The organism is Burkholderia sp. BCC0044 (assembly GCF_902832955.1).
Taxonomy (GTDB): Bacteria; Pseudomonadota; Gammaproteobacteria; order Burkholderiales; family Burkholderiaceae; genus Burkholderia.
The window spans coordinates 465,680-490,541 of record NZ_CADFDO010000001.1 but is presented as its reverse complement, the minus strand read 5'-3'; the positions used below and the strand labels follow the sequence as shown (position 1 = coordinate 490,541).

General features: G+C 67.2%; 20 protein-coding genes and 1 pseudogene. 6 read left to right on the top strand and 15 right to left on the bottom strand.

The features are described 5' to 3' along the window. Window positions 1–82: 82 nt before the first annotated feature. Both HWX14_RS02215 and serB read left to right on the top strand, forming a co-directional pair. On the top strand, window positions 83–1,021 hold the full coding sequence (locus HWX14_RS02215) for a LysR family transcriptional regulator (RefSeq protein WP_175881361.1): 939 nt from the start codon (window positions 83–85) through the stop codon (window positions 1,019–1,021). Between the two features lie 169 nt (window positions 1,022–1,190). Next, window positions 1,191–2,036, top strand: coding sequence for a phosphoserine phosphatase SerB (gene serB / locus HWX14_RS02210; RefSeq protein WP_175881360.1), 846 nt, complete (start codon window positions 1,191–1,193; stop codon window positions 2,034–2,036). An 86-nt stretch (window positions 2,037–2,122) separates the two neighbouring features. On the opposite strand, the gene HWX14_RS02205 is transcribed toward serB, so the two are convergent. From HWX14_RS02205 to rimO, 4 genes are all read right to left on the bottom strand, one after another. Next, the gene (locus tag HWX14_RS02205; RefSeq protein WP_175881359.1) at window positions 2,123–3,304 is read right to left on the bottom strand and encodes a cystathionine beta-lyase; all 1,182 of its coding nucleotides are present in this window, start codon (window positions 3,302–3,304) and stop codon (window positions 2,123–2,125) included. Window positions 3,305–3,418: 114 nt separating this feature from the next. Then, window positions 3,419–3,961 (bottom strand): hypothetical protein, encoded by a 543-nt coding sequence (locus HWX14_RS02200; protein WP_175881358.1) that lies wholly within the window; start codon window positions 3,959–3,961, stop codon window positions 3,419–3,421. Between the two features lie 123 nt (window positions 3,962–4,084). Further along, a complete protein-coding gene (locus tag HWX14_RS02195) occupies window positions 4,085–5,011 on the bottom strand; it encodes a sugar kinase (protein WP_175881357.1) in 927 nt (308 codons plus the stop codon). 3 nt (window positions 5,012–5,014) lie between these two features. Continuing rightward, window positions 5,015–6,376 (bottom strand): 30S ribosomal protein S12 methylthiotransferase RimO, encoded by a 1,362-nt coding sequence (rimO, locus tag HWX14_RS02190; RefSeq protein WP_011549710.1) that lies wholly within the window; start codon window positions 6,374–6,376, stop codon window positions 5,015–5,017. A 141-nt stretch (window positions 6,377–6,517) separates the two neighbouring features. Here rimO and HWX14_RS36850 point away from each other — a divergent pair. Together HWX14_RS36850 and HWX14_RS36325 are read left to right on the top strand one after the other, a co-directional pair. Further along, window positions 6,518–6,763, top strand: a pseudogene (locus HWX14_RS36850) (insulinase family protein); the annotation flags it as partial. A gap of 168 nt (window positions 6,764–6,931) precedes the next feature. After that, window positions 6,932–7,186 (top strand): hypothetical protein, encoded by a 255-nt coding sequence (locus HWX14_RS36325; RefSeq protein ID WP_012328614.1) that lies wholly within the window; start codon window positions 6,932–6,934, stop codon window positions 7,184–7,186. A gap of 203 nt (window positions 7,187–7,389) precedes the next feature. Here the strand turns inward: HWX14_RS36325 and HWX14_RS02175 are convergent, their stop codons facing one another. The 7 genes from HWX14_RS02175 to HWX14_RS02145 form a co-directional block, all read right to left on the bottom strand. After that, window positions 7,390–8,232, bottom strand: a complete 843-nt coding sequence (locus HWX14_RS02175; RefSeq protein ID WP_175881356.1) for a lysozyme inhibitor LprI family protein — start codon at window positions 8,230–8,232, stop codon at window positions 7,390–7,392. A gap of 423 nt (window positions 8,233–8,655) precedes the next feature. Further along, on the bottom strand, window positions 8,656–9,222 hold the full coding sequence (gene phaR / locus HWX14_RS02170; RefSeq protein WP_011549704.1) for a polyhydroxyalkanoate synthesis repressor PhaR: 567 nt from the start codon (window positions 9,220–9,222) through the stop codon (window positions 8,656–8,658). A gap of 119 nt (window positions 9,223–9,341) precedes the next feature. After that, window positions 9,342–10,082, bottom strand: coding sequence for a 3-ketoacyl-ACP reductase (locus tag HWX14_RS02165; protein WP_006491801.1), 741 nt, complete (start codon window positions 10,080–10,082; stop codon window positions 9,342–9,344). 135 nt (window positions 10,083–10,217) lie between these two features. Then, window positions 10,218–11,399, bottom strand: a complete 1,182-nt coding sequence (locus HWX14_RS02160) for an acetyl-CoA C-acetyltransferase (protein WP_175881355.1) — start codon at window positions 11,397–11,399, stop codon at window positions 10,218–10,220. A gap of 99 nt (window positions 11,400–11,498) precedes the next feature. Next, on the bottom strand, window positions 11,499–13,361 hold the full coding sequence (gene phaC, locus HWX14_RS02155; protein ID WP_175881354.1) for a class I poly(R)-hydroxyalkanoic acid synthase: 1,863 nt from the start codon (window positions 13,359–13,361) through the stop codon (window positions 11,499–11,501). Window positions 13,362–13,721: 360 nt separating this feature from the next. Beyond that, on the bottom strand, window positions 13,722–14,561 hold the full coding sequence (gene pgeF, locus HWX14_RS02150; RefSeq protein ID WP_175881353.1) for a peptidoglycan editing factor PgeF: 840 nt from the start codon (window positions 14,559–14,561) through the stop codon (window positions 13,722–13,724). A gap of 6 nt (window positions 14,562–14,567) precedes the next feature. After that, window positions 14,568–15,776, bottom strand: a complete 1,209-nt coding sequence (locus HWX14_RS02145; protein WP_175881352.1) for an RluA family pseudouridine synthase — start codon at window positions 15,774–15,776, stop codon at window positions 14,568–14,570. A 41-nt stretch (window positions 15,777–15,817) separates the two neighbouring features. On the opposite strand from HWX14_RS02145, the gene HWX14_RS02140 reads away from it, so the two are divergent. Then, the gene (locus HWX14_RS02140) at window positions 15,818–16,642 is read left to right on the top strand and encodes an outer membrane protein assembly factor BamD (RefSeq protein ID WP_039360216.1); all 825 of its coding nucleotides are present in this window, start codon (window positions 15,818–15,820) and stop codon (window positions 16,640–16,642) included. Window positions 16,643–16,762: 120 nt separating this feature from the next. Here the strand turns inward: HWX14_RS02140 and HWX14_RS02135 are convergent, their stop codons facing one another. The 3 genes from HWX14_RS02135 to HWX14_RS02125 all read right to left on the bottom strand — a co-directional run bounded on the left by HWX14_RS02135 (window position 16,763) and on the right by HWX14_RS02125 (window position 20,100). Further along, window positions 16,763–19,015 (bottom strand): ATP-dependent DNA helicase, encoded by a 2,253-nt coding sequence (locus tag HWX14_RS02135; protein ID WP_175881351.1) that lies wholly within the window; start codon window positions 19,013–19,015, stop codon window positions 16,763–16,765. A gap of 55 nt (window positions 19,016–19,070) precedes the next feature. Then, window positions 19,071–19,286 (bottom strand): YdcH family protein, encoded by a 216-nt coding sequence (locus tag HWX14_RS02130; protein ID WP_006478692.1) that lies wholly within the window; start codon window positions 19,284–19,286, stop codon window positions 19,071–19,073. A 76-nt stretch (window positions 19,287–19,362) separates the two neighbouring features. Next, the gene (locus tag HWX14_RS02125) at window positions 19,363–20,100 is read right to left on the bottom strand and encodes a hypothetical protein (protein ID WP_175881350.1); all 738 of its coding nucleotides are present in this window, start codon (window positions 20,098–20,100) and stop codon (window positions 19,363–19,365) included. Between the two features lie 164 nt (window positions 20,101–20,264). On the opposite strand from HWX14_RS02125, the gene HWX14_RS02120 reads away from it, so the two are divergent. Beyond that, a complete protein-coding gene (locus tag HWX14_RS02120; protein WP_175881349.1) occupies window positions 20,265–22,589 on the top strand; it encodes a Tex family protein in 2,325 nt (774 codons plus the stop codon). Between the two features lie 116 nt (window positions 22,590–22,705). On the opposite strand, the gene HWX14_RS02115 is transcribed toward HWX14_RS02120, so the two are convergent. Beyond that, window positions 22,706–24,622, bottom strand: a complete 1,917-nt coding sequence (locus HWX14_RS02115; protein WP_175881348.1) for a potassium transporter Kup — start codon at window positions 24,620–24,622, stop codon at window positions 22,706–22,708. Window positions 24,623–24,862: the final 240 nt, after the last annotated feature.

Sequence of the window (24,862 nt, the reverse complement as noted above, 5' to 3'; positions counted from 1 at the left end):
CTCCATGCGTGCCATCGTAGGCAACCCGATCCTTCGAGAAAACCGCTATATTTCCTGAAACATTTTCAGGAATTTCAGAATAATGACGTTCGATCCGATTTCGGCGCCCGACAAGCCGCTCGACCTGCTCGACGTCGCGCTGTTCGTGCGCGCGGCGCTGCTCGCGAACGTCAGCGCCGCCGGGCGCGAGTTCGGCGTGTCGGCCGCGGTCGCGAGCGCGCGCATCGCGCAGCTCGAACGCCAGCTCGGCGCGCGGCTGCTGCATCGCACCACGCGCCGCATCAGCCTCACGCAGGACGGCGAAATCTTCATGGCGCGCGCCGACGCGCTGCTGGCGGCCGCCGATGCGGCGCGCGCGTCCGTCGGCCGCGGCCGCAGCGAGCCGTACGGGCGGCTGAAGGTGTCGATGTCGTCGTCGTTCGGCCGCCAGCACGTCGCGCCGGTGATTCCGGCGTTCCTGCGGCGCTACCCGTCCGTGTCGCTCGATCTGCGGCTGTCCGACGAGATCGTCGATCTGGTCGACGACGGCTACGACGTCGCGATCCGCCTCGGCGCGCTGAAGGATTCGACGCTCGTCGCCCGCAAGCTCGCCACCAACCGCCGCGTGCTGTGCTGCTCGCCCGCCTATCTCGCCGAACACGGCACGCCGCGCCATCCGGCCGACCTGACGCAGCACGAGTGCGTGATCCTCGGCGACCAGCGCGACTGGTCGTTCGCGACGCCGCAGGGCCCGCTCACGGTGCGGGTCGGCGGCCGGCTCGTCGCGAGCAACGGCGAGGCGATCCGCGAAGCGCTCGTCGACGGCTTCGGGATCGCGATCAAGTCGACCTGGGACGTCGGCCCGCTGCTCGCGAGCGGCGCGCTCGTCACCGTGCTCGACGACTACCCGTTCGCGGACGACGTCGCGATCTGGGCCGTCTATCCGAGCCGCGCGCACGTGCCGCTGAAAACGCTCGCGTTCATCGCGTTCCTGGCCGAGCATTTCGGCGATCCGCCGTACTGGGATCGCGCAGACGGGTAATCACCGCCGCACCGCGCACGGTTTCGCGCCGGCGCCGGCCGCCACGCGCGGCCAACCGGCTACAATGGCGCGTTCGCGACGCAATGGCCCGCAGCCGCACGGGGCCCGCGCTCGCAGGCGGCCGCCCATGGGCCGCGCACGTCATTCATTCGCCTCCCAACCACTCGTCATGACCCACAATCTCGTCATCCAGAGTCTTGCGCCGCTGTCGGACGCCCATCACAAACCGCTACTCGCGCTGTCGCGCGGCACCCGCATCGTGCAGACCGACGAGCACGCGCTGCGCGTCGAAAACGCGAGCCCGGCGCAGCGCCTCGACATCGACGCGTACTGCGGCACGCATGCGCTCGACTTCGGGTTCGTCGAGGCCGGCCTCACGCTCGGCGATTTCGGGCTCGCGGTGATGGACATGGATTCGACGCTGATCACGATCGAATGCATCGACGAGATCGCCGATTTCTGCGGGCTGAAAACGCAGGTCGCGGAGATCACCGAAGCATCGATGCGCGGCGAGATCCGCGATTTCAACGAAAGCCTCACGCGCCGCGTCGCGCTGCTGGCCGGGCTCGACGCGCACGCGCTCGAACGCGTGTACGAAGAACGGCTGCAACTGTCGCCGGGCGCCGAGACGATGCTGGCCGGCGTGAAGGCCGCCGGCATGAAGACGCTGCTCGTGTCGGGCGGCTTCACGTTCTTCACCGAGCGGCTGAAAAACCGCCTCGGCCTCGACTACGCGCATGCGAACACGCTCGAGCTCGTCGACGGCAAGCTCACCGGCAAGGTGCTCGGCGAGATCGTCAACGCCGACGTGAAGGCGCGCCTGCTGCGCGAGACCTGCGCGTCGCTCGGCCTCGAACCGAGCCACGCGATCGCGATGGGCGACGGGTCGAACGACCTGAAGATGATGGCCGAAGCCGGGCTGTCGGTCGCGTTCCACGCGAAGCCCGTCGTGCGCGATGCGGCCACCGTCGCATTCGACCATGTCGGCCTCGACGGGCTGCTGCGACTGTTCTGATTCCGCGGCACCGTCAATGAAAACGCCGGCGCGATAGAGCATCGCGCCGGCGTTTCGTTTTTGGGCCGGACGTTGCCGGCCTGCGATCAGCCGAGCGTAGCCTGCATCGCGCGCTCAATGTCCGCGCGCAAGTCGGATTCGTCTTCCAGACCGACGTAGAAACGCACCAGCGTGCCGCGATGCGGCCAGTCCGGCCGCATCGACGCGACGTCGTAAGGCATCGCGAGGCTGCACGCGCCGCCCCAGCTCCAGCCGATCGCGAACAGTTCGAGCGACTCGACGAAACGGTCGACCTGCTCCGCGCTGTAGCGTTCGTCGAACACCACCGAGAACAGCCCGCCCGCGCCCGTGAAATCGCGCATGAACGACGCGTGCCCCGGGCAGTCGGCGATCTGCGGATGCAGCACCGCCGCGATCTCCGGCCGCGCCTTCAGCCATTGCGCGAGCGCGAGCGCGCTCTTGCTGTGCGCGTCGAAGCGCACCTGCATGCTCGGCAGGCTGCGCAGCACGAGCGAGCAATCGTCGACCGACACGCCGATCCCGCAGCGCATCCGCGCGAGCTTCAGTTGCGCGTGCAACTCCGCGTTCGCGGTGATCGTCGCGCCCATCAGCACGTCGCTGCCGCCCGACTGGTACTTGGTCAGCGCCTGCACCGAAATGTCGACGCCGTGCGCGAACGGCTTGAACGCGAGCCCCGCCGAAAAGGTGTTGTCGATCGCGGTGACGATGCCGCGCGCCTTCGCGGCCGCCGTGATCGCCTGCACGTCGGGCACTTCCATCGTCACCGAGCCCGGCGCCTCGATCCAGATCAGCCGCGTGTTCGGCTGGATCAGCTCGGCGATGCCGGCGCCGACCATCGGATCGTAAAAGCGCACGGTGATGCCGAAATCCTTCGCGAGCCAGTTGCCGAGATCGGCGTTCGGGCCGTACACGTTATGCGGAATCAGCACGTCGTCGCCCGCTTTCACGATCCCGAAGTAGACGTTCATGATCGCCGCGAGGCCCGACGGCTGCAGCAGCGCGTGCGTGCCGCCTTCGATCTCGGCGAGCCGCTGCGCGAGCGCGAGCGACGTCGGCGTCGCGTGCAGCCCGTAGCGCCACTGGTTGTCGTCGTGCCAGACCAGCGCGCGCATCGTCGCGAGATCGGGGAACACGACCGTCGACGCGCGCGCGACCGGCGGCACGAACGAACGGAAGCCTTCCGGAATGACGTCGTCGGGTTGAACGATGCGGGTTTGCAGCGCGCGCTTGGGAGTGGATGCAGTCATGACTGGGAGGCCGGGCACGAGGCCGTTCGGTTGCGGAATATGTCGTTAGAGTAGCCAAAATCGGCGCGCTTGGCCCGGTACAATGCGCGCCGCGCACACCGAGCCAGCACGCGCTCAGTCGTCGGTACGCAGGTTGACGATGCCGCCCACCGTCTCGATTTCGTGCACGCGGCCGTCGCGCACCTGCAGCGCCGCGCGCTTGCCCGGCGCCAGATGCAGCACGACCGGCTGCGGATCCGATTCGTCCGAGTTCATCCGGTCGGCCTTCAGGTCGCCCGTCGCGTCGAAGCGGCCGATCCACACGCCGGTGATGTTCGTGCCGTCGTTCGACTCCTCGATCTCGAGCGTATCGCCGTCGCGGTCGCCCGCGAGCAGCACGACCTCGCCCGTGTCGGCGAACTGGTATTCGCCGTGCACGCCCTCCTCGTCCGTCTTCGGGCCGAGATGCACGACGATCGGCCGATCGCCGAGCGTGCCTTCGTAGCGCGGCAGGCGGGCGAACTCAGGATTCGGCTTCAGCGGCCGCGCCGGCGCCGGTTCATCCTGCTGCACGCCCGGTACGACCGCCTGCGCGGCGACCACCTTCGGCAGCGCGATGCCTGCTGCCAGCGCACCGGCGACGACGAGCGCCCGTTGCCATTCCGAATATCGACCCACCTTGTGTTGCTCCTTGCTTCAGATTCGCCCGGCAATCGCGGACCGTGCCGGGTCGAGACCCGGTTTCTGCGTGACCGCGCAAGCCTGCGCCGTGAATGTGCGGGCGTGCGCGTTTTGCGTCAGTCAGCCCCGCATCAGGCGTTCCACCGCCTCGCGGTGCGGAATCGGCGCGACCGCGCCGTAACCGGTCGTCGACAGTGCCGCCGCCGCGTTTGCATAGCGCGCGGCCGCGAACGGATCGTCGCCTGCGACGATCCGCGCGACGAACGCGCCGCCGAAGCAGTCGCCCGCGCCGGTCGCGTCGACGGCGTCGACCGCGAAGCCCGGCACGACGCGCCGCTCGTTCGGCGTCGCGACATACGCGCCTTCCTTGCCGAGCTTCAGCGCGACGACCTGCGGCCCGTGTTCGAGCATCGCGTCGACGATCGCGTCGCGATCGTTCGCGCCCGTGAGCGCCGTGACGTCGTCCCAGCTCGGCAGGCAGATGTCCGTCTGCCGCAGCGCCTCGCGCATCACCGCGCGGGCTCGCGCCAGCGGCCACAGCTTCAGGCGCAGGTTCGTGTCGAAGCTGACCTTCGCGCCGTGGCGGCGTGCATGGTCGATCGCCGCGAATGCCGCGTCGCACGCGGCCGTGCTGATCGCAAGACTGATGCCCGACAGGTGCACGGCCTTCGCGGCCGCGAGCGCGTCGAGCGGCAGGTCGCCCGTCGCGTAGCGGCTCGCCGCCGAGCCCGCGCGCAGATAATCGAACTGGTGGCCGTCGGCGCCATGCGTGACGAAATACACGCCGGTCGGCGCGGAGCGGTCGATCCGCACGTACGTCGTGTCGACGCGTTCCAACGCCCACATGTCGGCCAGCAGGCGGCCGAACGGATCGTCGCCGATCGCCGACACGAAGCCCGTCGATGCGCCCTGGCGCGCCGCCGCGATGCAGAAGTTCGACGTATCGCCGCCGAAGCCCTGCAGGAATTCAGGACGCCCCGGCTGCGACTGGTTGAATTCGATCATCGCCTCGCCGAGCGCGAGGATCTCCGGGAATGCGGCGGCCATCGCTTACACCTCGCCCCACAGATCGTGGCCGTCGGCGCCCGTGATCTTCACGGACACGAAATCGCCGACCTTGTAGCGCTTCGATGCCTTCGCCGCCGGCTCGACGTAGACGACGCCGTCGATCTCCGGCGCATCGGCTGCCGTACGGCCGATCCCGCCTTCCGCGCTCACTTCGTCGATCAGCACCTTGAGCGTCTTGCCGACCTTGCGCTGCATGCGGTTCGCCGATACTTCCTCGGCCACTTCCATGAAGCGCGCGCGACGTTCCTCGCGGACCTCGTCCGGCAGCGCGCCGTCGAGGTCGTTCGCGGTCGCGCCCTCGACCGGCGAATACGCGAAACAGCCGACGCGATCGAGTTCCGCTTCGCGGATGAAGTCGAGCAGCGTTTCGAACTGTTCTTCCGTCTCGCCGGGGAAGCCCGCGATGAACGTGCTGCGGATCGTCAGGTCCGGGCAGATCTCGCGCCACTTCTGCACGCGCTCGAGCACCTTCTCGGCGTTCGCCGGACGCTTCATGCGCTTCAGCACTTCCGGGTGCGCATGCTGGAACGGCACGTCGAGATACGGCAGCACGTGACCCTTGAACGCGCCTTCGGCCATCAGCGGAATCACTTCGTCGACGCTCGGATACGGATACACGTAGTGCAGGCGCACCCATGCGCCATACTGCGCGGCGAGTTCGCCGAGCGCGGCGACCAGGTCGGTCATGCGCGTCTTGATCGGCTTGCCGTTCCAGAAGCCCGTGCGGTACTTCACGTCGACGCCGTATGCGCTCGTGTCCTGCGAGATCACGAGCAGCTCCTTCACGCCCGACTTGAACAGGTTCTCGGCTTCCAGCATCACTTCGGCGACCGGACGCGATACCAGATCGCCGCGCATCGACGGGATGATGCAGAACGTGCAGCGGTGGTTGCAGCCTTCGGAGATCTTCAGGTACGCGTAATGACGCGGCGTGAGCTTGATGCCCGCCGCGGGCACGAGGTCGACGAACGGGTCGTGCGGCTTCGGCAGGTGCGAATGCACGGCCTGCATCACTTCGCCCACCGCGTGCGGGCCGGTGACGGCGAGCACCTTCGGGTGGACCTCCTCGATCAGGTTCGAGCCGCTCGCGCTCGACTTCGCGCCGAGGCAGCCGGTGACGATCACCTTGCCGTTCTCGGTCAGCGCTTCGCCGATCGCGTCGAGGCTTTCCTGCACGGCTTCGTCGATGAAGCCGCAGGTGTTCACGACGACGAGATCGGCGCCGTCGTAGCTGCCGGAGATTTCATAACCTTCGGCGCGCAGTTGCGTGATGATTTGTTCGGAATCGACGAGCGCTTTCGGGCAGCCGAGGGATACGAACCCTACTTTGGGGGATTGGGACATCTGGAATGTGGGGGCGTGGCAGCAAAAGCGTGAGTTTACAGCGATTTAGGGGCGGCGAGCCAAAATGAGCGGTTGGCGACGGCATGGGCCGCCCGCTCGACCACGCCGCATGATGATCGGCGGGTCACGAATCGGAGTTTGATGCGACCCTTTCATTTCGGCCCCGACACGCAGCGCATCGCAATGAAGGACAAGGCGACCGTCAGCGTGGCGCCGGGGCAGGCCATCGACCTGCGCGCCAGCGACGGCGACTACCTGCTCCTGAGTGCGGGCATCGCGGTCCTGGGCAGCGGCTTCACGGGCCGCTTGATGGCGACCGTCCGCGACGAGGAAGGCCTGACCTACGGCATCGGCGCCGGCCTGTCCGGCCTCTCGCTGATGGAGGACGGCTTCGTCGTCAACACCAGCTTCGCCCCGCGTTGCGATCGCATATGCGCGAACCGGCAGGCGAGCACGATCCGCCACCGCGGTCGCGCAACAATCGCCGCGGAAGCACGCCGCCGCTATGCGAAAATCGAAGCCATCGCCCTCTTCCATCCACGCAACGGGATTCGCATGACTACCCACCTCACGATCGAATTCACCGAACACGCCGCAGAAGCCATCGGTGAACAGACCAGCACCAGCTTTTCATACGACCAGGGCGCGCATGTCCCGCAACCGGGCGACTTCGTCGAGCTCGAAAATTCCCGGCAGACGTTTCTCGTGATTGGCCGCGTGTTCTCGCTCAAGGCCAACTACAGCGCGGTCAAGCTCGTGCTCGACCTGCCGCCGTCGGACGACGACCAGGATTTCGGCCCGGCGCACTGAGTCACGACGAAACGCGTCACGCCGGTCCGAACCGGCTACCCGCCCGCAGGCAATCGATCATTTCGCATGATCTCGCGCATGCATGCGTGCTTGCGCGGCGTCGAAGCGGATGATCGTTTGCCGCCGGCCGCCCGTGCGTTCCTTGCCGACGCAACAAGAAAGCCCGCCATCGCGGGCCTTGCTCGAACACCAAACACCACGCGTCAGCGCGCATCCGGAAACACCGGCGCCTTCAGACACCGCTCGAACCACGCGGCATCGCTGTCCTCGCCGAGCGGCCACAACTCGGCGTCGAGTGGCGGCAGGCCCGTCACCGGCGCTGGCGTACGGTTCTCGCCACCGGACGCCGCGGCACGCACCCATCCCGCCTGCGCGCTGCCGCTGTCGCAGGCATGCGTGCCTTGCGCTTCGCAGAACGCCACCGGATGCACCCTCCCGCCGTCGGCCGCGCTCACCAGGCGGTACTGATAGACCGCGCCGGTCGCCCAGTCCTCGCTCTGGCTGCACACCCGCGCGTGATGCTGTACATGAATCGCGCCGAAACACGCATAAGAAACGTGTGCGCCGCTCGCATCGTCGGGGATGAAGTCGCAGTTTGCATCGAAGCCGGCCAGCGGGCCGCCGCTGTATTTCGCGAGCCACTGCCGCTCGGCCAGCGCACGTGCGATCAGCCCTTCACCCGATCGGTCGGCCAGCACCGCGATGCGCCGATCGAGGGCCTTGCGCACTTCGTCGACGGCCAGCCGATGGCCTTCGTAACCGGTGTCGAGCCGTTTGTTGCGCGCGTCGAGCCAGCGGCGCTGGCTACGCACCAGCATGTCGCGGATGGCAGCGTCCGGCGCGGCCTTCAGCGCGCCCGCATAGGCCGCATTCAACCGCGCATCGGCCGCGCGCAACGCGGGGGTCGCGCAAATGCGCTTCTCGATCGGCTGGACGGCTTTCGCGCAATCCATCGCAAAGCCCGGCACGGCCAGGCCGACACCCATCATGAACATCGCAGCAAGACCGGCCAGCCTGCCGGTCGATGCCGTTCGAATCCCTCGCATGCTTTCTCTCAGTCGGTTTGTTTTTCTCGGCCGCCCCGCATCGACGCGGCATCGCACCTGTCGCCATGCGCGGGAACCGCTGCGTGGTTCGCCGCAAGCGGCTTCCACGCATCGCCATGCGGCGCCGCTTATGGTACGACAGGCGCGCGCCCGCGCGGGCGCAAACGCGCACCACCCGGCGCGGCGCGCCCGGGCTTTCATTCGTATGGACTGGATCTCGATCGACTGGGACAACGGCGATACCCGTGCATACCGGGCACGGGCATTCGATGCCGACGATCCTGGACGACCGTCGGCGATCTCTTTCGGCAGGCGGCAGCCGCGCATCGTCGTGCCCGAATGCACGACAGCGACCGGCCGCCCCGCTTCGCGGCACCGACGCCCGGCGGCTCGCGCCGCCCCGGCCGGCCTGCCGCGAAACGCTTACTTCTTTTCGGGCTCCGGCGCGCCCGGCTGCTTGAACGGGAACGTGCTGAACATCGACTTCGCCTGGTTCTGCATCTGTTCCTGCATCTGCACGAACATGTTCTTCGACTGCTCGATGTAGCTCGTCATCATCCCTTGCATCATCGGCGCCTGCATGTTCATGAACTGCGACCAGACTTCCGGATTCATCGCGTTACCTTCGTAGAGGTTCTTCGATTGATCCGCGAGCTTGTTCTGGATGTCGATGAAGGCCTGGATGTTCTTTTCCAGATACGTGCCCATCATGCCCTGCATCGCATGACCGTAGAAACGGATGATCTGCGACAGCATCGACGACGAGAACATCGGCACGCCACCGCTTTCCTCCTCGAGGATGATCTGCAGGAGGATGCTGCGCGTCAGGTCTTCATTGGATTTCGCATCGACGACCTTGAAATCCTCCTGCTCCAGCACGAGCTGCTTCACGTCGGTGAGCGTAATGTACGTGCTTGTCTCGGTATCGTAGAGCCGGCGGTTCGGGTACTTCTTGATGAGCCGTTCGGCCGTCTTCTTTGTAGTAGTCATGTAACGCCTTTGAGTGCAGCGTAGCGCAAGTGACGAATCCCCGCCGCCCGAATCCGGGAGGCGGGGGCCTTCGGAAAACGCCCGGCTGCGCGGCCAGCCGGCCGGCGCAGCCCGGACGCTCAGCCCATGTGCAGGCCGCCGTTCAGCGAGAAGTCGGCGCCCGTCGCGAAGCCGGAATCGTTCGACGCGAGCCACGCGACGATCGAGCCGATTTCCTCGGGGCCGCCGAGACGCCGCACCGGGATCGTCGCGACGATCTTCTCGAGCACGTCGGGGCGGATCGCCTTCACCATGTCGGTGCCGATGTAGCCCGGCGACACGGTGTTGACCGTCACGCCCTTCGTCGCGACTTCCTGCGCGAGCGACATCGTGAAGCCGTGAATGCCGGCCTTCGCGGTCGAGTAGTTCGTCTGGCCGAATTGCCCCTTCTGGCCGTTCACCGACGAAATGTTGATGATGCGGCCCCAGCCGCGTTCGACCATTCCGTCGATCACCTGCTTCGTCACGTTGAACAGGCTCGTCAGGTTGGTGTCGATCACCGCCGTCCAGTCTTCATGCGTCATCTTGCGGAACACGACGTCGCGCGTGATGCCCGCGTTGTTGACCAGCACGTCGATCTCGCCGACTTCGGCCTTGACCTTGTCGAACGCTTCCTTGGTCGAGTCCCAGTCGCCGACGTTGCCTTCCGACGCGATGAAGTCGTACCCGAGCGCCTTCTGGTCCTCGAGCCATTTCACCCGGCGCGGCGAGTTCGGGCCACAACCTGCGACCACCTTGAAGCCGTCTTTCGACAGGCGCTGGCAGATGCTGGTGCCGATGCCGCCCATCCCGCCCGTTACGTACGCAATTCGCTGAGACATAAATCTCACTCCATTTTTTGGTTTCGAGAGCTGCCGAACGCCCCCTCTGACTTCACGTGACGCCGGCCGAAGCCGCAATCGGCCGGCGCACGGATTCGGTTCGCCAATGGCGAACGGCCGGTTACGGAGGGCCGCTTACGGACGCTCGACCGCGAGCGCGACGCCCATCCCGCCGCCGATGCACAGCGACGCCAGCCCGCGCTTCGCGTCGCGCTTGACCATCTCGTGCAGCAGCGTCACCAGGATCCGGCAGCCCGACGCGCCGATCGGATGCCCGATCGCGATCGCCCCGCCGTTCACGTTCACCTTCGACGTGTCCCAGCCCATCTGCTTGTGCACCGCCAGCGCCTGCGCCGCGAACGCTTCGTTGATTTCCATCAGGTCCAGGTCGCCCGGCGTCCAGCCCGCGCGCTCCAGCGCACGGCGCGACGCCGGCACCGGGCCCATGCCCATCACGCTCGGATCCACGCCCGCGTTCGCGTACGCCTTGATCCGCGCCAGCGGCGTCAGCCCCAGGGCCGCCGCCTTCTGCGCCGACATCACCAGCACCGCCGCCGCACCGTCGTTCAGCCCCGACGCGTTCGCCGCCGTCACCGAGCCTTCCTTCGAGAACGCCGGCTTCAGCCCGGCCAGCGACTCCGCCGTCACGCCGTGACGCACGAACTCGTCGGTCGCGAACTGCAGCGGCTCGCCCTTGCGTTGCGGGATCGACACCGGCACGATCTCGTCGTCGAAGCGGCCGGCCTTCTGCGCGGCTTCCGCCTTGTTCTGCGACAGCGCCGCGAACGCGTCCTGCTCTTCGCGCGTGATCCCGTATTCCTTCGCGACGTTCTCCGCCGTGATGCCCATGTGGTACTGGTTGTACACGTCCCACAGGCCGTCGACGATCATCGTGTCGACCAGCTTCGCGTCGCCCATCCGGAACCCGTCGCGCGAGCCCGGCAGCACGTGCGGCGACGCGCTCATGTTCTCCTGGCCGCCTGCGATCACGATGTCCGCGTCGCCCGCGATGATCGCGTTCGCCGCCAGCATCACGGCCTTCAGGCCCGAGCCGCACACCTTGTTGATCGTCATGCCCGGCACGGCCGTCGGCAGCCCCGCCTTGATCAGCGACTGCCGCGCCGGGTTCTGCCCCGAGCCGGCCGTCAGCACCTGGCCCATGATCACTTCGCTGACCTGCTCGGGCTTCACGCCCGCGCGCTCCAGCACTGCGCGGATCACCGTCGCGCCCAGTTCGGGCGCCGCGATCTTCGCGAGCGAGCCGCCGAATTTGCCGACCGCGGTCCGCGCGGCCGATACGATCACTACATCCGTCATTTCCCGTTCCTCCAGGCCCGCACGACACGGCGCATCGTTACCGGCCCTGTTAAAAAAACTGCGGTGCACCGGACAGCGTGCGCCGCTGTCCGGTTTTCGTCAATCGCGCTGCAACACGTAACGGCCGGGCGCCGGCTCGATCACCGGGAATTGCGCGGACCCCGGCTGGGCCGGCGGCGCGACCTTGCGGCCGCCGTACGCATCGAGCCATTCGACCCACGTCGTCCACCAGCTTCCCGGCTGCTCGGTCGCCGCGGCGAACCAGTCGTCCGCGGATTCGGGCAGATCGTCGTTGACCCAGTAGCTGCGCTTCTTCTTCGCCGGCGGGTTGATCACGCCCGCGATGTGCCCCGACGCGCCGAGCACGAACTTCAGCGGGCCCGACAGGATCGACGTCGATGCGTAGGCCGTCTGCCACGGCACGATGTGATCCTCGCGCGAACCGTAGATGAAGGTCGGCACGTCGATCAGCGACAGGTCGACCGATTCGCCGCACACGGTCAGCGCACCCGGTTCGCGCAGCTTGTTTTCGAGATAGGTATGGCGCAGGTACCACGCGTACATCGGGCCCGGCAGGCTCGTCGAATCGCTGTTCCAGTACAGCAGGTCGAACGGCGCGGGCGTGCGGCCCTTCAGGTAGTTGTCGACGACGTAGTTCCACACGAGATCGTTCGGCCGCAGGAACGAGAACGTGTTCGCGAACTCGACGCCGCGCATCAACCCCGGTTGCGTACCGTTCTTGCCGCCGATGGTCTGCTCGCGCATCTGCACGTGCGCCTCGTCGACGAACACGTCGAGGATGCCCGTATCGGTGAAGTCGAGCATCGCGGTGAGCAACGTCATCGACGCGGCCGGATGTTCGCCGCGCGCGGCGAGCACCGCGAGCGCGGTCGCGAGCATCGTGCCGCCGACGCAGAAGCCGAGCGTGTTGATCTGCTCGCGGCCGCTGACCTGCTGCACCGCATCGATCGCCGCGAGCAGCCCCTCGTTCATGTAGTCGTCCCACGTCTTGTGCGCGACCGATGCATCCGCGTTGCGCCACGACACGAGGAACACCTGATGACCGTTCGACAGCGCGTGCGCGACAAGCGAATTCTCGGGTTGCAGGTCGAGGATGTAGAACTTGTTGATGCACGGCGGGACGATCAGCAGCGGCCGCTCGAACACCTTGTCCGTCTTCGGCGTGTACTGGATCAGCTGGATCAGGTCGTTCTCGTACACGACCGCGCCTTCGGTGCACCCGAGGTTCTTGCCGACCACGAACTGCGATTCGTCGGTCTGCGAAATCTTGCCGCGCTGCAGGTCGCCGAGCAGGTTCATCATCCCCTGCCGCAGGCTTTCGCCCTGCGTCTCGAGAATCGATTTCTGTGCGTCGGGATTGAGTGCGAGGAAGTTGCTCGGCGCGGCGGCGGCCGTCCATTGCTGGACCGTGAAGCGGATGCGCTCGCGCGTCTTCGGATCGGTCTGAAGCGCGTCGGCCAGCTCCTGCAGATAGCGCGCGTTGAGCAGATACCAGGCGGCCGCGAACGCATGTGCGGGCGACGCCTTCCACGCGTCGCCGCTGAAGCGGCGGTCCTTCAACTCGGGCGATTCGAGCTTCGCGGCGGCCGCCTGCTGCATCAGCGTCATGCAGTCGCGCGCGTAGTCGGCCTGCAATGCCTGCAGCCGTTCGGGCGGAATCGCCGCAACCGGCAGCTTCAGCCCCGCGAACGGCGACGCCATCGCGCCCAGGTCGGGCATCGACGGCAGCTGGAACGGAAACGACGTCGGGAACTGGAATGTCGCGAACGGATTGACGGAGGCCGATACCGTCGCGGCGCGCGCCGGGTCGGCAAAACCGCGCCACGCGTTCAACCACGACTCGAACATCTGCTGCATCGGCTGGGCGGCCGGATCGACACCGGCGTTGCCCGCGGAAGTGCCCGCATGTGCGGACGTCGACGAATTTTTCGATGCTGTCATTACCTGCCTTACCGGTGATTCGTGAGCGTCAATCGTGAAATCCTGCTCGCGCGCGGCGTGCCGGCTGCGAGCCGGGCCGTCATGCTCTGGAGAGGCGTCTCCAGATTCTGCCGCAGTGCGGTATTTTTATCATTATCGTTTTCCCCATGTGAAGCGCACGATCAAACCACTGAACATTTCTGCACGGAGATAATCCGCGTACAACAGACGGGACAAGGGTTCCGGCGAAACATAAAACATTTTGTATGGCTTGACTCCGGGATTTTTCATTCAGTCGCGCATGCACCGCCGCATTGCCGCCTCAATATCGAGATAACCCGATTTCGCGACGCAACAAAATCGGCGCGCATGCACATGCAATCAATCGGCCAGCCAGATTGCCGCGGCCATGCGGCCCGTCACGCGGTCGCGCCGGTACGAGTAAAAGCGCGCGCGTTCGGCGACCGTGCATGCCGTCCCGCCGCTCACGTGCGCCACGCCCGCACGCGCGAGCCTCAAGCGCGCGAGCGCGTAGAGATCGGCGAGAAACTTGCCGGGCGCGCCGTCGATCGCGACAAACGCATGACGGGTTTCATCATGCTCCGACTGAGGGGCCGTGTCGAGAAACGCATCGCGCACGTCGGCGCCGACCTCGAACGCCTGCGGGCCGATCGCCGGCCCGAGATACGCGTGCAGCGTGTCCGTCGCGCCGCCCGCGAGCGCCGCGACGCGCGCGGCCGTCTGCTCGACGATGCCGGCCGCGAGCCCGCGCCAGCCCGCATGCGCGGCGCCGACCGCGCGGCCCTGCGCATCGCACAGCAGCACGGGCAGGCAATCGGCCACCATCACCACGCAGACGGTGCCCGGCTGGTTCGTGACGCTCGCGTCGGCCTGCACCGGCGCCGTGGCCGCGGGCGCCGCGGCGATCACCTCGTCCGCCCGCACGATCCGCGCACCGTGAACCTGCTCGAGCCAGGCGGCGCTCGACTGGCCCGCGAGGGCGAGCACGCGCGCGCGATTGACGGCCACATGGTCGGGATCGTCACCGGTATGCAGGCCGAGATTCATCCCGCCCGGCAGCGCGGCACCGTCCCGCCAGCGCCCGTACGGGCCTTCGCTCACACCGCCGTCGCGCGTCGTGATCAGCGCACGCACGCGCGGCGACACCTGCCAGTCGGGCCGCACGCAGTCCTGCCACGTCAACGGCGCCAGGTTCGTCATCGGCACTCACTCCTCCTCGTCGTCCAGGTACGGCTCGTCGTCGTGATACTCGCCGCCGAAATCGTCATCGTCGTAGACACCGTCGTCGTCGTCGAATTCCTCGTCGCCCTGCCCGAAGCCGAGCGCCGCGATCAGGGCGTTCATGTCGTCCGGCAGCGGGCAGCGCCACTGCATCGCCTTGCCCGTGACCGGATGCACGAGACCGAGCCGCCACGCATGCAGCGCCTGTCGCGCGAACCCGTCGGGCAGCGGCGCGACCGAACGCTTGCCGCGCGCACGCCCGTAGACCGGATCGCCGAGCAGCGGATGCCCGGCGTGCGCGCAGTGCACGCGGATCTGGTGCGTGCGGCCGGTCTCGAGATCGCACTGAATCGCCGAAACCGGCTGACGTTGCCACAGGCATGTGTCAACCGTACGGAAATGCGTGCGCGCGGGCTTGCCGGACGCACCGGTGACGACGGCCATGCGCGTGCGCTCGCGCGGGTCGCGGCCGATCGGCGCGTCGATCGTGCCCTCCTCGGGCATCGTGCCCCACACGAGCGCGAAATAGCGGCGCTTCACCGTGCGGGCCTGCAGCTGGCGCACGAGGTCCGTCTGCGCGGCCAGCGTGCGTGCCACGACCATCAGGCCGGAGGTTTCCTTGTCGAGCCGGTGGACGATCCCCGCGCGCGGCAGGCCGGCCGCCGCGTCGCCGTAGCGATGCAGCAGGCCGTTGAGGATCGTGCCGCTCCAGTTGCCGGCGGCCGGATGGACGACGAGGCCGGCCGGCTTGTTGATGACGACGAGCGCGTCGTCCTCGTAGATCACGTCGAGCGGCACGGGCTCCGGCGTGAACGCGAGCTGCTCGGGCAGCAGATCGGGCACGAGCTCGATCTTCGCGCCGAGCGGCACCGGCTGGCGGATCTTCGCCGGCGCGCCGTCGACCAGCACGCGCTGCGCCTCGATCCAGCTCTGCAGGCGGCTGCGCGAGAATTCGGGGAACAGTTGGGCGAGCGCCTTGTCGAGGCGTTCGCCCGCAAGCGACAGCGGCACTTCGACGATGCGCGGCGCGTCGTCGAGCGCCGCGGACGGCACCACGGGCGGCTGCACGGCGTCGCCGGCCAGATCGTCATCGAGGGAATCCCCCGACGCAGCGTCGGCGGGCCGATCGCTTGGGCTATAATCTTCGCGATTTGGTGTGCCCGGCTGGGCATTCTGCGAACTTGAACGGGTCATTTAGACTGGGTCACCGAGACTTGAAGCTAGGACATGCGAGCATGATGAATTCGACCAAACGTACGGCCAGAACCGTCGCCGCCCGGGCTGCGGCGGTAGCGGCCGCGGCCCTCATCGCCGGCTGCCACGGCTTGCCGCAGAAGCAGGACGAGACGGCTACCTGGTCGAACAACAAATTATACTCAGAGGCCCAGGACGCACTGTCCGGCGGCGACTGGGGCAAGTGCGCGAAATATTTCGAATCGCTGCAAGGCCGCGATCCGTTCGGCCATTTCGCGCAGCAGGCGCAGATCAACGTTGCATACTGCAACTGGAAGGATAACGAAGCGGCAGCCGCCGACCAGGCCGTCGATCGCTTCATCCAGCTCCACCCCGATCATCCGGACATCCCGTACGCGTACTACCTGAAGGGGATGATCCACTTCAACGACGATCTCGGCCTGTTCGGGCGCTTCTCCGGCCAGGACATGAGCGAGCGCGATCCGCAGGCGCTGCGCGAATCGTACGATGCGTTCAAGGTCGTCGTCGACCGCTTCCCGAAGAGCAAGTACGCGCCCGATGCGGCCGCGCGGATGCGCTACATCGTCAACGCGCTCGCGTCGCACGAAGTGCACGCGGCCGACTACTACTACCGTCGCGGCGCGTATGTCGCGGCCATCAACCGCGCGCAGCTCGCGATCAAGGACTACAAGGGCGCGCCGGCGATCGAGGATGCGCTGCACATCATGATCCTGTCGTACGGCAAGCTGAACCAGCCGGAACTCGCCGAGGACACCAAGCGCGTGCTCGCGGGCACGTTCCCCGACAGCCCGTACGTGACGGGCCATTCGCGCCCCGGCTCGAAGAAGTCGTGGTGGCAGTTCTGACGCACCGCGCGATGTAATACCGTCGCGCACGCAAAAAACCCGGCCATCGAGCCGGGTTTTTTATTGGCGCCGCACTCCGGCGGCACCGCGGCGTTCACGCGGCCAGCGCCGCGTGTGCAGTCACGCGCCCTTGTCGGAGCGGCGTTCGTCGAAGAAATCCTGCACGACCGCGATCTCGCGCGTGCGCTTGAACGGCGGCAGGCTTTGCCAGATCCGGCGCCCGTACGGCTTGTCGACGAGTCGCGTGTCGCAGATCATCAGCACGCCGCGATCCGTCTCCGCACGAATCAGCCGGCCCGCGCCCTGCTTCAGCGTGATCACGGCCTGCGGCAACTGGTGCACGGCGAACGGGCTCAGCCCCTTCTTCGTCAACGCATCGAGCCGCGCGGCCAGCACCGGATCGTCCGGCGGCGCGAACGGCAGCTTGTCGATCACGACCAGCGACAATGCATCGCCGCGCACGTCGACGCCTTCCCAGAAACTCTGGCTGCCGACCAGGATCGCATTGCCGTACGCGCGGAAGCGGTCGAGCAGCTCGGTACGGCTGGCGTCGCCCTGCACGAGCAGCGGCGTGTTCCAGCCGCGCGATTCGATCACGTCGCGCAGCTTCGACGCGATCCGGTCGACCGCGCGCAGCGTCGTGCACAGCATGAACACGCCGCCGCCGGATGCCTCGATCGCCGGCAGCGCGGCATCGAACACGGCATCGGTAAACGCCGGCGACGACGGCTGCGGCAGGTTGCGCGGCACGTACAGCAGCCCCTGCGACTGGTAATCGAACGGGCTGGCGAGCGTCATCGAACGGCGCGAGCTGAGGCCCATCTGCGCCGCGTAGTGCGTGAAATCGCCGCGCACCGACAACGTGGCCGACGTGAACACCCATGCACGCGGCACGCCCGCACGCTGCTTCGCGAAAATCGGCGCGACCGACAGCGGCGTCTCGTGCAGCTGCACGGTATGCGCGAATACCTCGACCCAGCGCACCTTCTCGTTCGGATCGCCGTCGGATGCGGCTTTGTCGCCGGCGGCTGCCGCATCGGCTTTCGCGGCCGCTTCCGCCGCGCCGGGCGCGACCCAGCCGGCCAGCAGGTCCTGCAGCTCACGCGCGCGCCGCAGGCACGCGCCGAGCGATTCCGCGCGCTCGGCCTGGCTCGCGAGCGCCGACGCGAGCGCTTCGAGCGCAGCGTCGAGCGCGTCGAGCGCACCGAACATCGGGTGATCGTCGCCGAGCTGCGCGAGCGACATGCGCACGATCTGATCGTTCGCGAACGCGAGGCGCAGATCGCGCGCCGCGCGCTCGAGATCGCCGCCGAGCTTCACCCACTCGACCGCGTCGCGCGCATGGCTCAGGCCTTCTGCGACCGTGTCGCGCGCGAGCTCGAGGATCTGCGTCGTCGACAGCGTCTCGCCAAAGAACAGCGTCGCCGTCTCCGGCAGCTGGTGCGCTTCGTCGAAGATGATCGTGTTCGCGTTCGGCAGCAGTTCGGCCATCCCCGTGTCGCGCAGCATGATGTCCGCGAAGAACAGGTGATGGTTGACGACGACGATGTCGGCCTGCTGGGCCTCGCGCCGCGCCTGCATCACGAAGCATTCCTTGTAGTGCGGGCATTCCTGGCCGAGGCAGTTGTCGCGCGTCGACGTGACCATCGACCATACGGGCGCGTTTTCCGGCACGCTGGCGAGTTCGGCCTTGTCGCCGCTCTTCGTGATCTTCGCGAAGCGGACGATTTCCTGCAGATAGGCCGTATCCTGCCGCGACGGCAGCCGGCCGTTGTCGGCCGTGCGTTGCAGGTAGTAGTGGCACAGGTAGTTGGCCCGGCCCTTGAGCATCGCGACCGACACCGGCACCGCGAGCGCGTTGCGCACGGTCGGGATGTCGCGCTGGAACAGCTGGTCCTGCAGATGCTTCGTGCCGGTCGACACGATCACCTTGCCGCCCCACAGCATCGCGGGCACCAGATACGCGTAGGTCTTGCCGGTACCCGTGCCGGCCTCGACGATCAGCGTGTTGTCGCCGGTGTCGCTGTCGGATTCGGCTGCCGCAGCGGCGGCGTCCGCGGCCGAGCCGGCCGTCTTGTCGGCCTCGCCCAGGCGGCGCGCCGGCCGCTTGCGGGTTTCGAAGATCTCGGGCTCGGGCATCCGGCGCGCGGACGCCTCCATCGCGGACGCGACCGCGCGGGCCATCTCGATCTGCGACGTACGCGGCCGATAGCCGTCGAGCGCGCGCGCCAGCAACCCGCCAACGCCAAAGATCGTGTCGAGTTCGTCGACACGCTTGCGGCTCAGCTCGAAGGTGCCTTCGGGCGCACGAGCACGCCCGGCGGACGTCGTGTCACGCCGGGCATCGGGGGTGGCTTCAAGCGGTGAATTCAAGGCAAGCGTTCCTGTGTCCAGCGCCCAAGCGGCGCCGGCGCTTGCCAGGCCGCGCTCAGGCGCGCTTATCCGGTTCGAGCTGCGATTGCAGCAAAATGATTTTGTCCTTGGCCGCCAGCTTTTCCTTCTTCAGCCGGTGCAGCGTGATGTCGTCGATGTCGGAGTGCCCTTCCTTCAGCTCGATCTCCCGAGCGAGCTGCTGGTGCTGCTCCTGCAATGCAGCCAAACGGTTGTGCAATTCCTGCTGCTGTTCCGTGTGACGGTTTTGCATACTTGCCTCCTCATCGAAGCAGCGCGACGACCGGCGTGCCGACGCGCCCGAGACTGATCCCGATCAATTCAACACGTTACTGCCCCTGCTGTTGCTGCTGCTTGGCCTTCTCGGCCGCTTCCTGCTGACGCCGCTCGACATCGGCCTTGTGCTGCGCGGCTTCCTTCTGCTTCTGCTCGTAGCGCGTGGCGTTGTCGGCCCGCTCCTGCGCTTTCTGCGCAGCCTGCTGGTGCGCCTGATCGAGCTTGCGCTGGAAATCCGCCTGCTTCTGGTCGTATGCCTGCTTGCTCGCCGCGCGTTGCGGCCCTTCCGCGCCGCGCTGCGCCTGCTTCAGTGCATTCTGCTCCTGCTTGTCGCGGAATGCAGCCGCGTTCGCCGCGTCGTTGGCCGCCCGCTGCGGCGCTTCCGCCGCGTTCTGGGCCTGCTTCAGCGCCTGCTGCTGGTCGCGCTGCTGCGCTCGCACCGCGCGCTGCTCGTCGTTGAGCGCGAGCTGCTCCTGGCGAATGCTCGCCCGCTCCTCGCGCATCTGGTCGCGCGCCTTGCCGAGACAGTGATTGACGAAGAACTTGCTGTAGCAATCGTGCTCCGCCACCGCATAACGATAATCGTTTTCCGCGGAGCGTTGATTGAGCACTTTTTGACGGGCGTCGAAATCCGGGGCGGCGGAAGCGGCAACGGGCGCGGACGCGGCGGCGTCCGAGGCCTGCGCGAATGCACCGGAAGGCCCGGCAGACAAAGCCGCGGCGAGCGCTGCGCCGAGCGCGACGAGAGAAATACGGGAAGTTGGCAACGTCGTAGGAAAGCTGCGGGACATGTGTCAAATTCTATCACCCCCGGCTGGACGCTCCGCCATTTATGGCAAAATGCCCCGCTTCATTCACCCGCGGCCTCCGGCCCGTCGGGCCCGCCGGGCAGCCCGCCGCTTCGGGGCTGCCGGCCCGCGCCGCGATTTCAGCAGGCAGACAGACCATCCACGACATGACGGAAACCGTAGCACTCAAGATCGTACAGCGCATCGCCACCGAACTGTCCGTCCAGCCGCGCCAGGTCGCGGCGGCCGTGCAACTCCTCGACGAAGGCTCGACCGTTCCGTTCATTGCCCGGTACCGCAAGGAAGTGACCGGCAACCTGGACGACACGCAGCTGCGCAACCTCGAGGAACGCCTCCTGTACCTGCGCGAACTCGAGGATCGCCGCGCCGCGATCCTGTCGAGCATCGACGAACAGGGCAAGCTGACCGACGAACTGCGTGCCGCGATCGATGCGGCCGACAGCAAACAGGTGCTCGAAGACCTTTATCTGCCGTACAAGCCGAAGCGCCGCACGCGCGCGCAGATCGCCCGCGAAGCCGGCCTCGAGCCGCTCGCGCAGGCGTTGCTCGCGAACCCGCTGCTCGACCCGCAGGCCGAGGCCGCCGCGTACGTCGACGCCGACAAGGGCGTCGCCGACGTGAAGGCCGCGCTCGACGGCGCGCGCGACATCCTGTCCGAACAGTTCGGCGAGACGGCCGAGCTGCTCGGCAAGCTGCGCGACTACCTGCACAGCCAGGGCGTCGTGTCGTCGGCCGTCGTCGAGGGCAAGGAAAACGAGGAAGGCGAGAAATTCCGCGACTATTACGACTACGCGGAAACGATCAAGACCGTGCCGTCGCATCGCGCGCTCGCGCTGTTCCGCGGCCGCAACGCGGGCGTGCTGACGGTCAAGCTCGGCCTCGGCGAGGAACTCGACGCGCAGGTGCCGCATCCGGGCGAGGCGATGATCGCGCGCCATTTCGGCATCGCGAACCAGAACCGTCCGGCCGACAAATGGCTGTCCGACGTCTGCCGCTGGTGCTGGCGCGTGAAGGTGCAGCCGCATATCGAGAACGAACTGCTCACGCAGCTGCGCGAAACGGCCGAAACCGAAGCGATCCGCGTGTTCGCGCGCAACCTGAACGACCTGCTGCTGGCCGCGCCGGCCGGCCCGAAGGCCGTGATCGGCCTCGACCCCGGCCTGCGCACGGGCGTGAAGGTCGCGGTGGTCGACCGCACCGGCAAGGTGCTCGCGACCGACACGATCTACCCGCACGAGCCGCGCCGCGACTGGGACGGCTCGATCGCGAAACTCGCGCGCATCGCCGCGCAGACGCAGGCCGAGCTGATCAGCATCGGCAACGGCACCGCGTCGCGCGAAACCGACAAGCTCGCGAGCGAACTGATCGCGAAACACCCGGAGCTGCGCCTGCAGAAGATCGTCGTGTCGGAAGCCGGCGCGTCGGTCTACTCGGCGTCCGAGCTCGCCGCGAAGGAATTCCCGGATCTCGACGTGTCGCTGCGCGGCGCGGTCTCGATCGCGCGCCGTCTGCAGGACCCGCTCGCCGAGCTCGTGAAAATCGAGCCGAAGGCGATCGGCGTCGGCCAGTACCAGCACGACGTGAACCAGCGCGAACTCGCCCGCTCGCTCGACGCGGTCGTCGAGGATTGCGTGAACGCGGTCGGCGTCGACGCGAACACCGCGTCGGCCCCGCTGCTCGCCCGCGTATCGGGCCTGAACGCGACGCTCGCGCGCAACATCGTCGACTACCGCGATGCGAACGGCCCGTTCCCGTCGCGCGAGCACCTGCGCAAGGTGCCGCGCCTCGGCGACAAGACCTTCGAACAGGCCGCCGGCTTCCTGCGCATCAACGGCGGCGAGAATCCGCTCGACCGCTCGTCGGTGCACCCGGAAGCGTATCCGGTCGTCGAACGGATGCTCGCGAAGATCAACAAGCGCATCGACGACGTGCTCGGCAACCGCGAAGCGCTGTCGGGCCTGTCCCCGACGGAATTTGTTGACGAACGTTTCGGCCTGCCGACCGTACGCGACATCCTGGCCGAACTGGAGAAGCCGGGCCGCGATCCGCGCCCCGAATTCAAGACGGCCACGTTCCGCGAGGGCGTCGAGAAGGTCTCGGATCTCGTGCCGGGCATGACGCTCGAAGGCGTCGTGACGAACGTCGCCGCCTTCGGCGCGTTCGTGGATATCGGCGTGCACCAGGACGGCCTCGTCCACGTGTCCGCGATGTCGACGAAGTTCATCAAGGATCCGCACGAAGTCGTGAAGGCCGGCCAGGTCGTCAAGGTGAAGGTGATCGACGTCGACGTGAAGCGCCAGCGCATTGCGCTGACGATGCGCCTCGACGACGACGCGGCCGCGCCCGGCACGGCCCCGCGCGGCGGCCAGGATCGCGGCAACGCGGGGCGCGGCGCCGCCCGCCCGCAGCGTTCGCGCGAGCCGGAACCGGCCGGCGCGATGGCTGCGGCATTCGCGAAGCTCAAGCGCTGAGCACGCGAAGGCGTCGACGCACAAAAAAACCCGCCGGAAGGCGGGTTTTTTTATGGCTTCGGCGAAGCGCACAGCCTGATCGGCACGGGCCGCATGCGCGGCCCCGCTGCGCCCGGTCAGATCTCGATCTTCGTCCCGAGCTCGACGACGCGGTTCGCCGGAATCGCGAAGAAATCGGTCGGCTTCGCGGCGTTCTGGTGCATCCACGCGAACACGCGCTCGCGCCAGATCGACATGCCCGGCAGATGCGTCGGCACGACCGTTTCGCGCGCGAGGAAGAACGACGTGTCCATCAGCTCGAACGTCATGTCGTGCGTGCGGCCGAATTCCTCGAGCACGGCCTTCACGTCCGGCGTCTCGTTGAAGCCGTACTCGGCCTTGACGATGTACAGCCCGCCGCCCGCATCGCGCGACGTCTGGCGCTTGTCGTCGCGCACGTACGGAATGTCGCGCGTGACGAACGTCAGGAAAATGGTCCGCTCGTGCAGCACCTTGTTGTGCTTCAGGTTGTGCAGCAGGCTGACGGGCACAAGCTTGTCGTTGCCGGTCAGGTAGATCGCGGTGCCCGACACGCGGTGCGGCGGATGCGCGAGCAGCCCCTGCAGGAACGGCTCGAGCGGGATACCGTCGGCCGCCGTGCGTTCCTTGACGATGTGACGCCCCTTGTACCAGGTCATCAGCAGGAAGAACAACAGCGCGCCGATGCCGAGCGGCAGCCAGCCGCCCTGCGCGACCTTGAGCAGGTTCGCGCCGAAAAAGCCGAGGTCGATCGCGAGGAACACCGCGATGATCGCGCCGACCAGCAGCCGGTTCCAGTTCCACACCTTCACCATCACGACGCACGCGAGCACGGTCGTGATCACCATCGTCGCCGTCACCGCGATGCCGTACGCGGCCGCGAGGTTGTCCGAGCTCTTGAAGCCGACGACGATACAGAGGATCACGGCCAGCAGCAGCCAGTTCACGACCGGCACGTAGATCTGGCCGATCGCGAGCTCCGACGTATGCAGCACCTTCATGCGCGGCACGTAGCCGAGCTGGATCGCCTGCGACGTCAGCGAATACGCGCCCGAGATCACGGCCTGCGACGCGATCACGGTCGCGACCGTCGACAGCACGACGAGCGGCAGCAGCCCCCATTCGGGCGCCAGCAGGAAGAACGGGTTCTCGATCGCTTTCGGATTCTGGATCAGCAGCGCACCCTGGCCGAAGTAGTTCAGCACGAGCGACGGCATCACGAGCCCGTACGCGGCGTACCGGATCGGCTTTGCGCCGAAGTGGCCCATGTCCGCGTAGAGCGCTTCCGCGCCGGTCAGCACCAGCACGACCGAGCCGAGCACAACGTAGGCCTGCAGCAGGTGGTCGGCCATGAACGACGCCGCGTAATACGGATTGATCGCCGCGATGATGCCCGGCACGCGCACGATGTGGTACACGCCGAGTGCCGCGATCACGATGAACCACAGCACCATGATCGGGCCGAACAGCTTGCCGACCAGCGCGGTACCGTGCCGCTGGATCCAGAACAGCGCGATCAGGATCACGATCGTGATCGGCAGCACGAGGTGAGAAAGATGCGGCGTCGCGATCTCGAGACCTTCGACGGCCGACATCACCGAGATCGCCGGCGTGATCACCGCGTCCCCGTAGAACATGCACGCGCCGAATATCCCGAGCGCCATCAGCGCGCCCGCGACCCGGGTCCTGGAATCGAGCGGCCGCAGCGACAGCGCCATCAGCGCGAGCACGCCGCCTTCGCCGTTGTTGTCCGCCCGCATCACGAACAGCAGGTATTTGACGCCGACCACCAGCACGATGGCCCAGAACAGCAGCGAGATCACGCCGAGAATCGACCCTTCGGTCAGCGGGATGCCGTGCGCGGGGCTGAACGCCTCCTTGAGCGAATACAGCGGGCTGGTGCCGATGTCGCCGAACACGACGCCGATGGCTGCTATCGCGAGCGCCCGCATCGAGTGTTGTTGCGTCGAATGCGGCGCGTGGGCGGCGTCGGTCGCGTGAGTCGTGTCGTTCATATGAAGCGTAATAATCGGGTCCGGGTCGGACAAAACGAGCGCTATTCTACTCGCGCCCCCGTGAAACGCCGCCCTGCCGTGTTGCCGTGGAACCACGTGATCCACGCGGCGCATGCAATCCGACGCGACCTGTGGCAGGGCTGCCATCATAGCCGGGGCCGCGCCGTCTGCCTATCGGGTGCGCGGCACGCCGCGTGGCGCAACGCGCGCACCAACGAAAAACGGCGCCGCAAGCGGCGC

Bases quoted from the DNA above. Each gene is read 5' to 3' on its own strand.
- HWX14_RS02215 (WP_175881361.1), top strand. From the start codon at position 83: ATGACGTTCGATCCGATTTCGGCGCCCGACAAGCCGCTCGACCTGCTC.
- serB (WP_175881360.1), top strand. From the start codon at position 1,191: ATGACCCACAATCTCGTCATCCAGAGTCTTGCGCCGCTGTCGGACGCC.
- HWX14_RS02205 (WP_175881359.1), bottom strand. From the start codon at position 3,304: ATGACTGCATCCACTCCCAAGCGCGCGCTGCAAACCCGCATCGTTCAA.
- HWX14_RS02195 (WP_175881357.1), bottom strand. From the start codon at position 5,011: ATGGCCGCCGCATTCCCGGAGATCCTCGCGCTCGGCGAGGCGATGATC.
- rimO (WP_011549710.1), bottom strand. From the start codon at position 6,376: ATGTCCCAATCCCCCAAAGTAGGGTTCGTATCCCTCGGCTGCCCGAAA.
- HWX14_RS36325 (WP_012328614.1), top strand. From the start codon at position 6,932: ATGACTACCCACCTCACGATCGAATTCACCGAACACGCCGCAGAAGCC.
- HWX14_RS02175 (WP_175881356.1), bottom strand. From the start codon at position 8,232: ATGCGAGGGATTCGAACGGCATCGACCGGCAGGCTGGCCGGTCTTGCT.
- phaR (WP_011549704.1), bottom strand. From the start codon at position 9,222: ATGACTACTACAAAGAAGACGGCCGAACGGCTCATCAAGAAGTACCCG.
- HWX14_RS02165 (WP_006491801.1), bottom strand. From the start codon at position 10,082: ATGTCTCAGCGAATTGCGTACGTAACGGGCGGGATGGGCGGCATCGGC.
- HWX14_RS02160 (WP_175881355.1), bottom strand. From the start codon at position 11,399: ATGACGGATGTAGTGATCGTATCGGCCGCGCGGACCGCGGTCGGCAAA.
- phaC (WP_175881354.1), bottom strand. From the start codon at position 13,361: ATGACAGCATCGAAAAATTCGTCGACGTCCGCACATGCGGGCACTTCC.
- pgeF (WP_175881353.1), bottom strand. From the start codon at position 14,561: ATGACGAACCTGGCGCCGTTGACGTGGCAGGACTGCGTGCGGCCCGAC.
- HWX14_RS02145 (WP_175881352.1), bottom strand. From the start codon at position 15,776: ATGACCCGTTCAAGTTCGCAGAATGCCCAGCCGGGCACACCAAATCGC.
- HWX14_RS02140 (WP_039360216.1), top strand. From the start codon at position 15,818: ATGATGAATTCGACCAAACGTACGGCCAGAACCGTCGCCGCCCGGGCT.
- HWX14_RS02130 (WP_006478692.1), bottom strand. From the start codon at position 19,286: ATGCAAAACCGTCACACGGAACAGCAGCAGGAATTGCACAACCGTTTG.
- HWX14_RS02125 (WP_175881350.1), bottom strand. From the start codon at position 20,100: ATGTCCCGCAGCTTTCCTACGACGTTGCCAACTTCCCGTATTTCTCTC.
- HWX14_RS02120 (WP_175881349.1), top strand. From the start codon at position 20,265: ATGACGGAAACCGTAGCACTCAAGATCGTACAGCGCATCGCCACCGAA.
- HWX14_RS02115 (WP_175881348.1), bottom strand. From the start codon at position 24,622: ATGAACGACACGACTCACGCGACCGACGCCGCCCACGCGCCGCATTCG.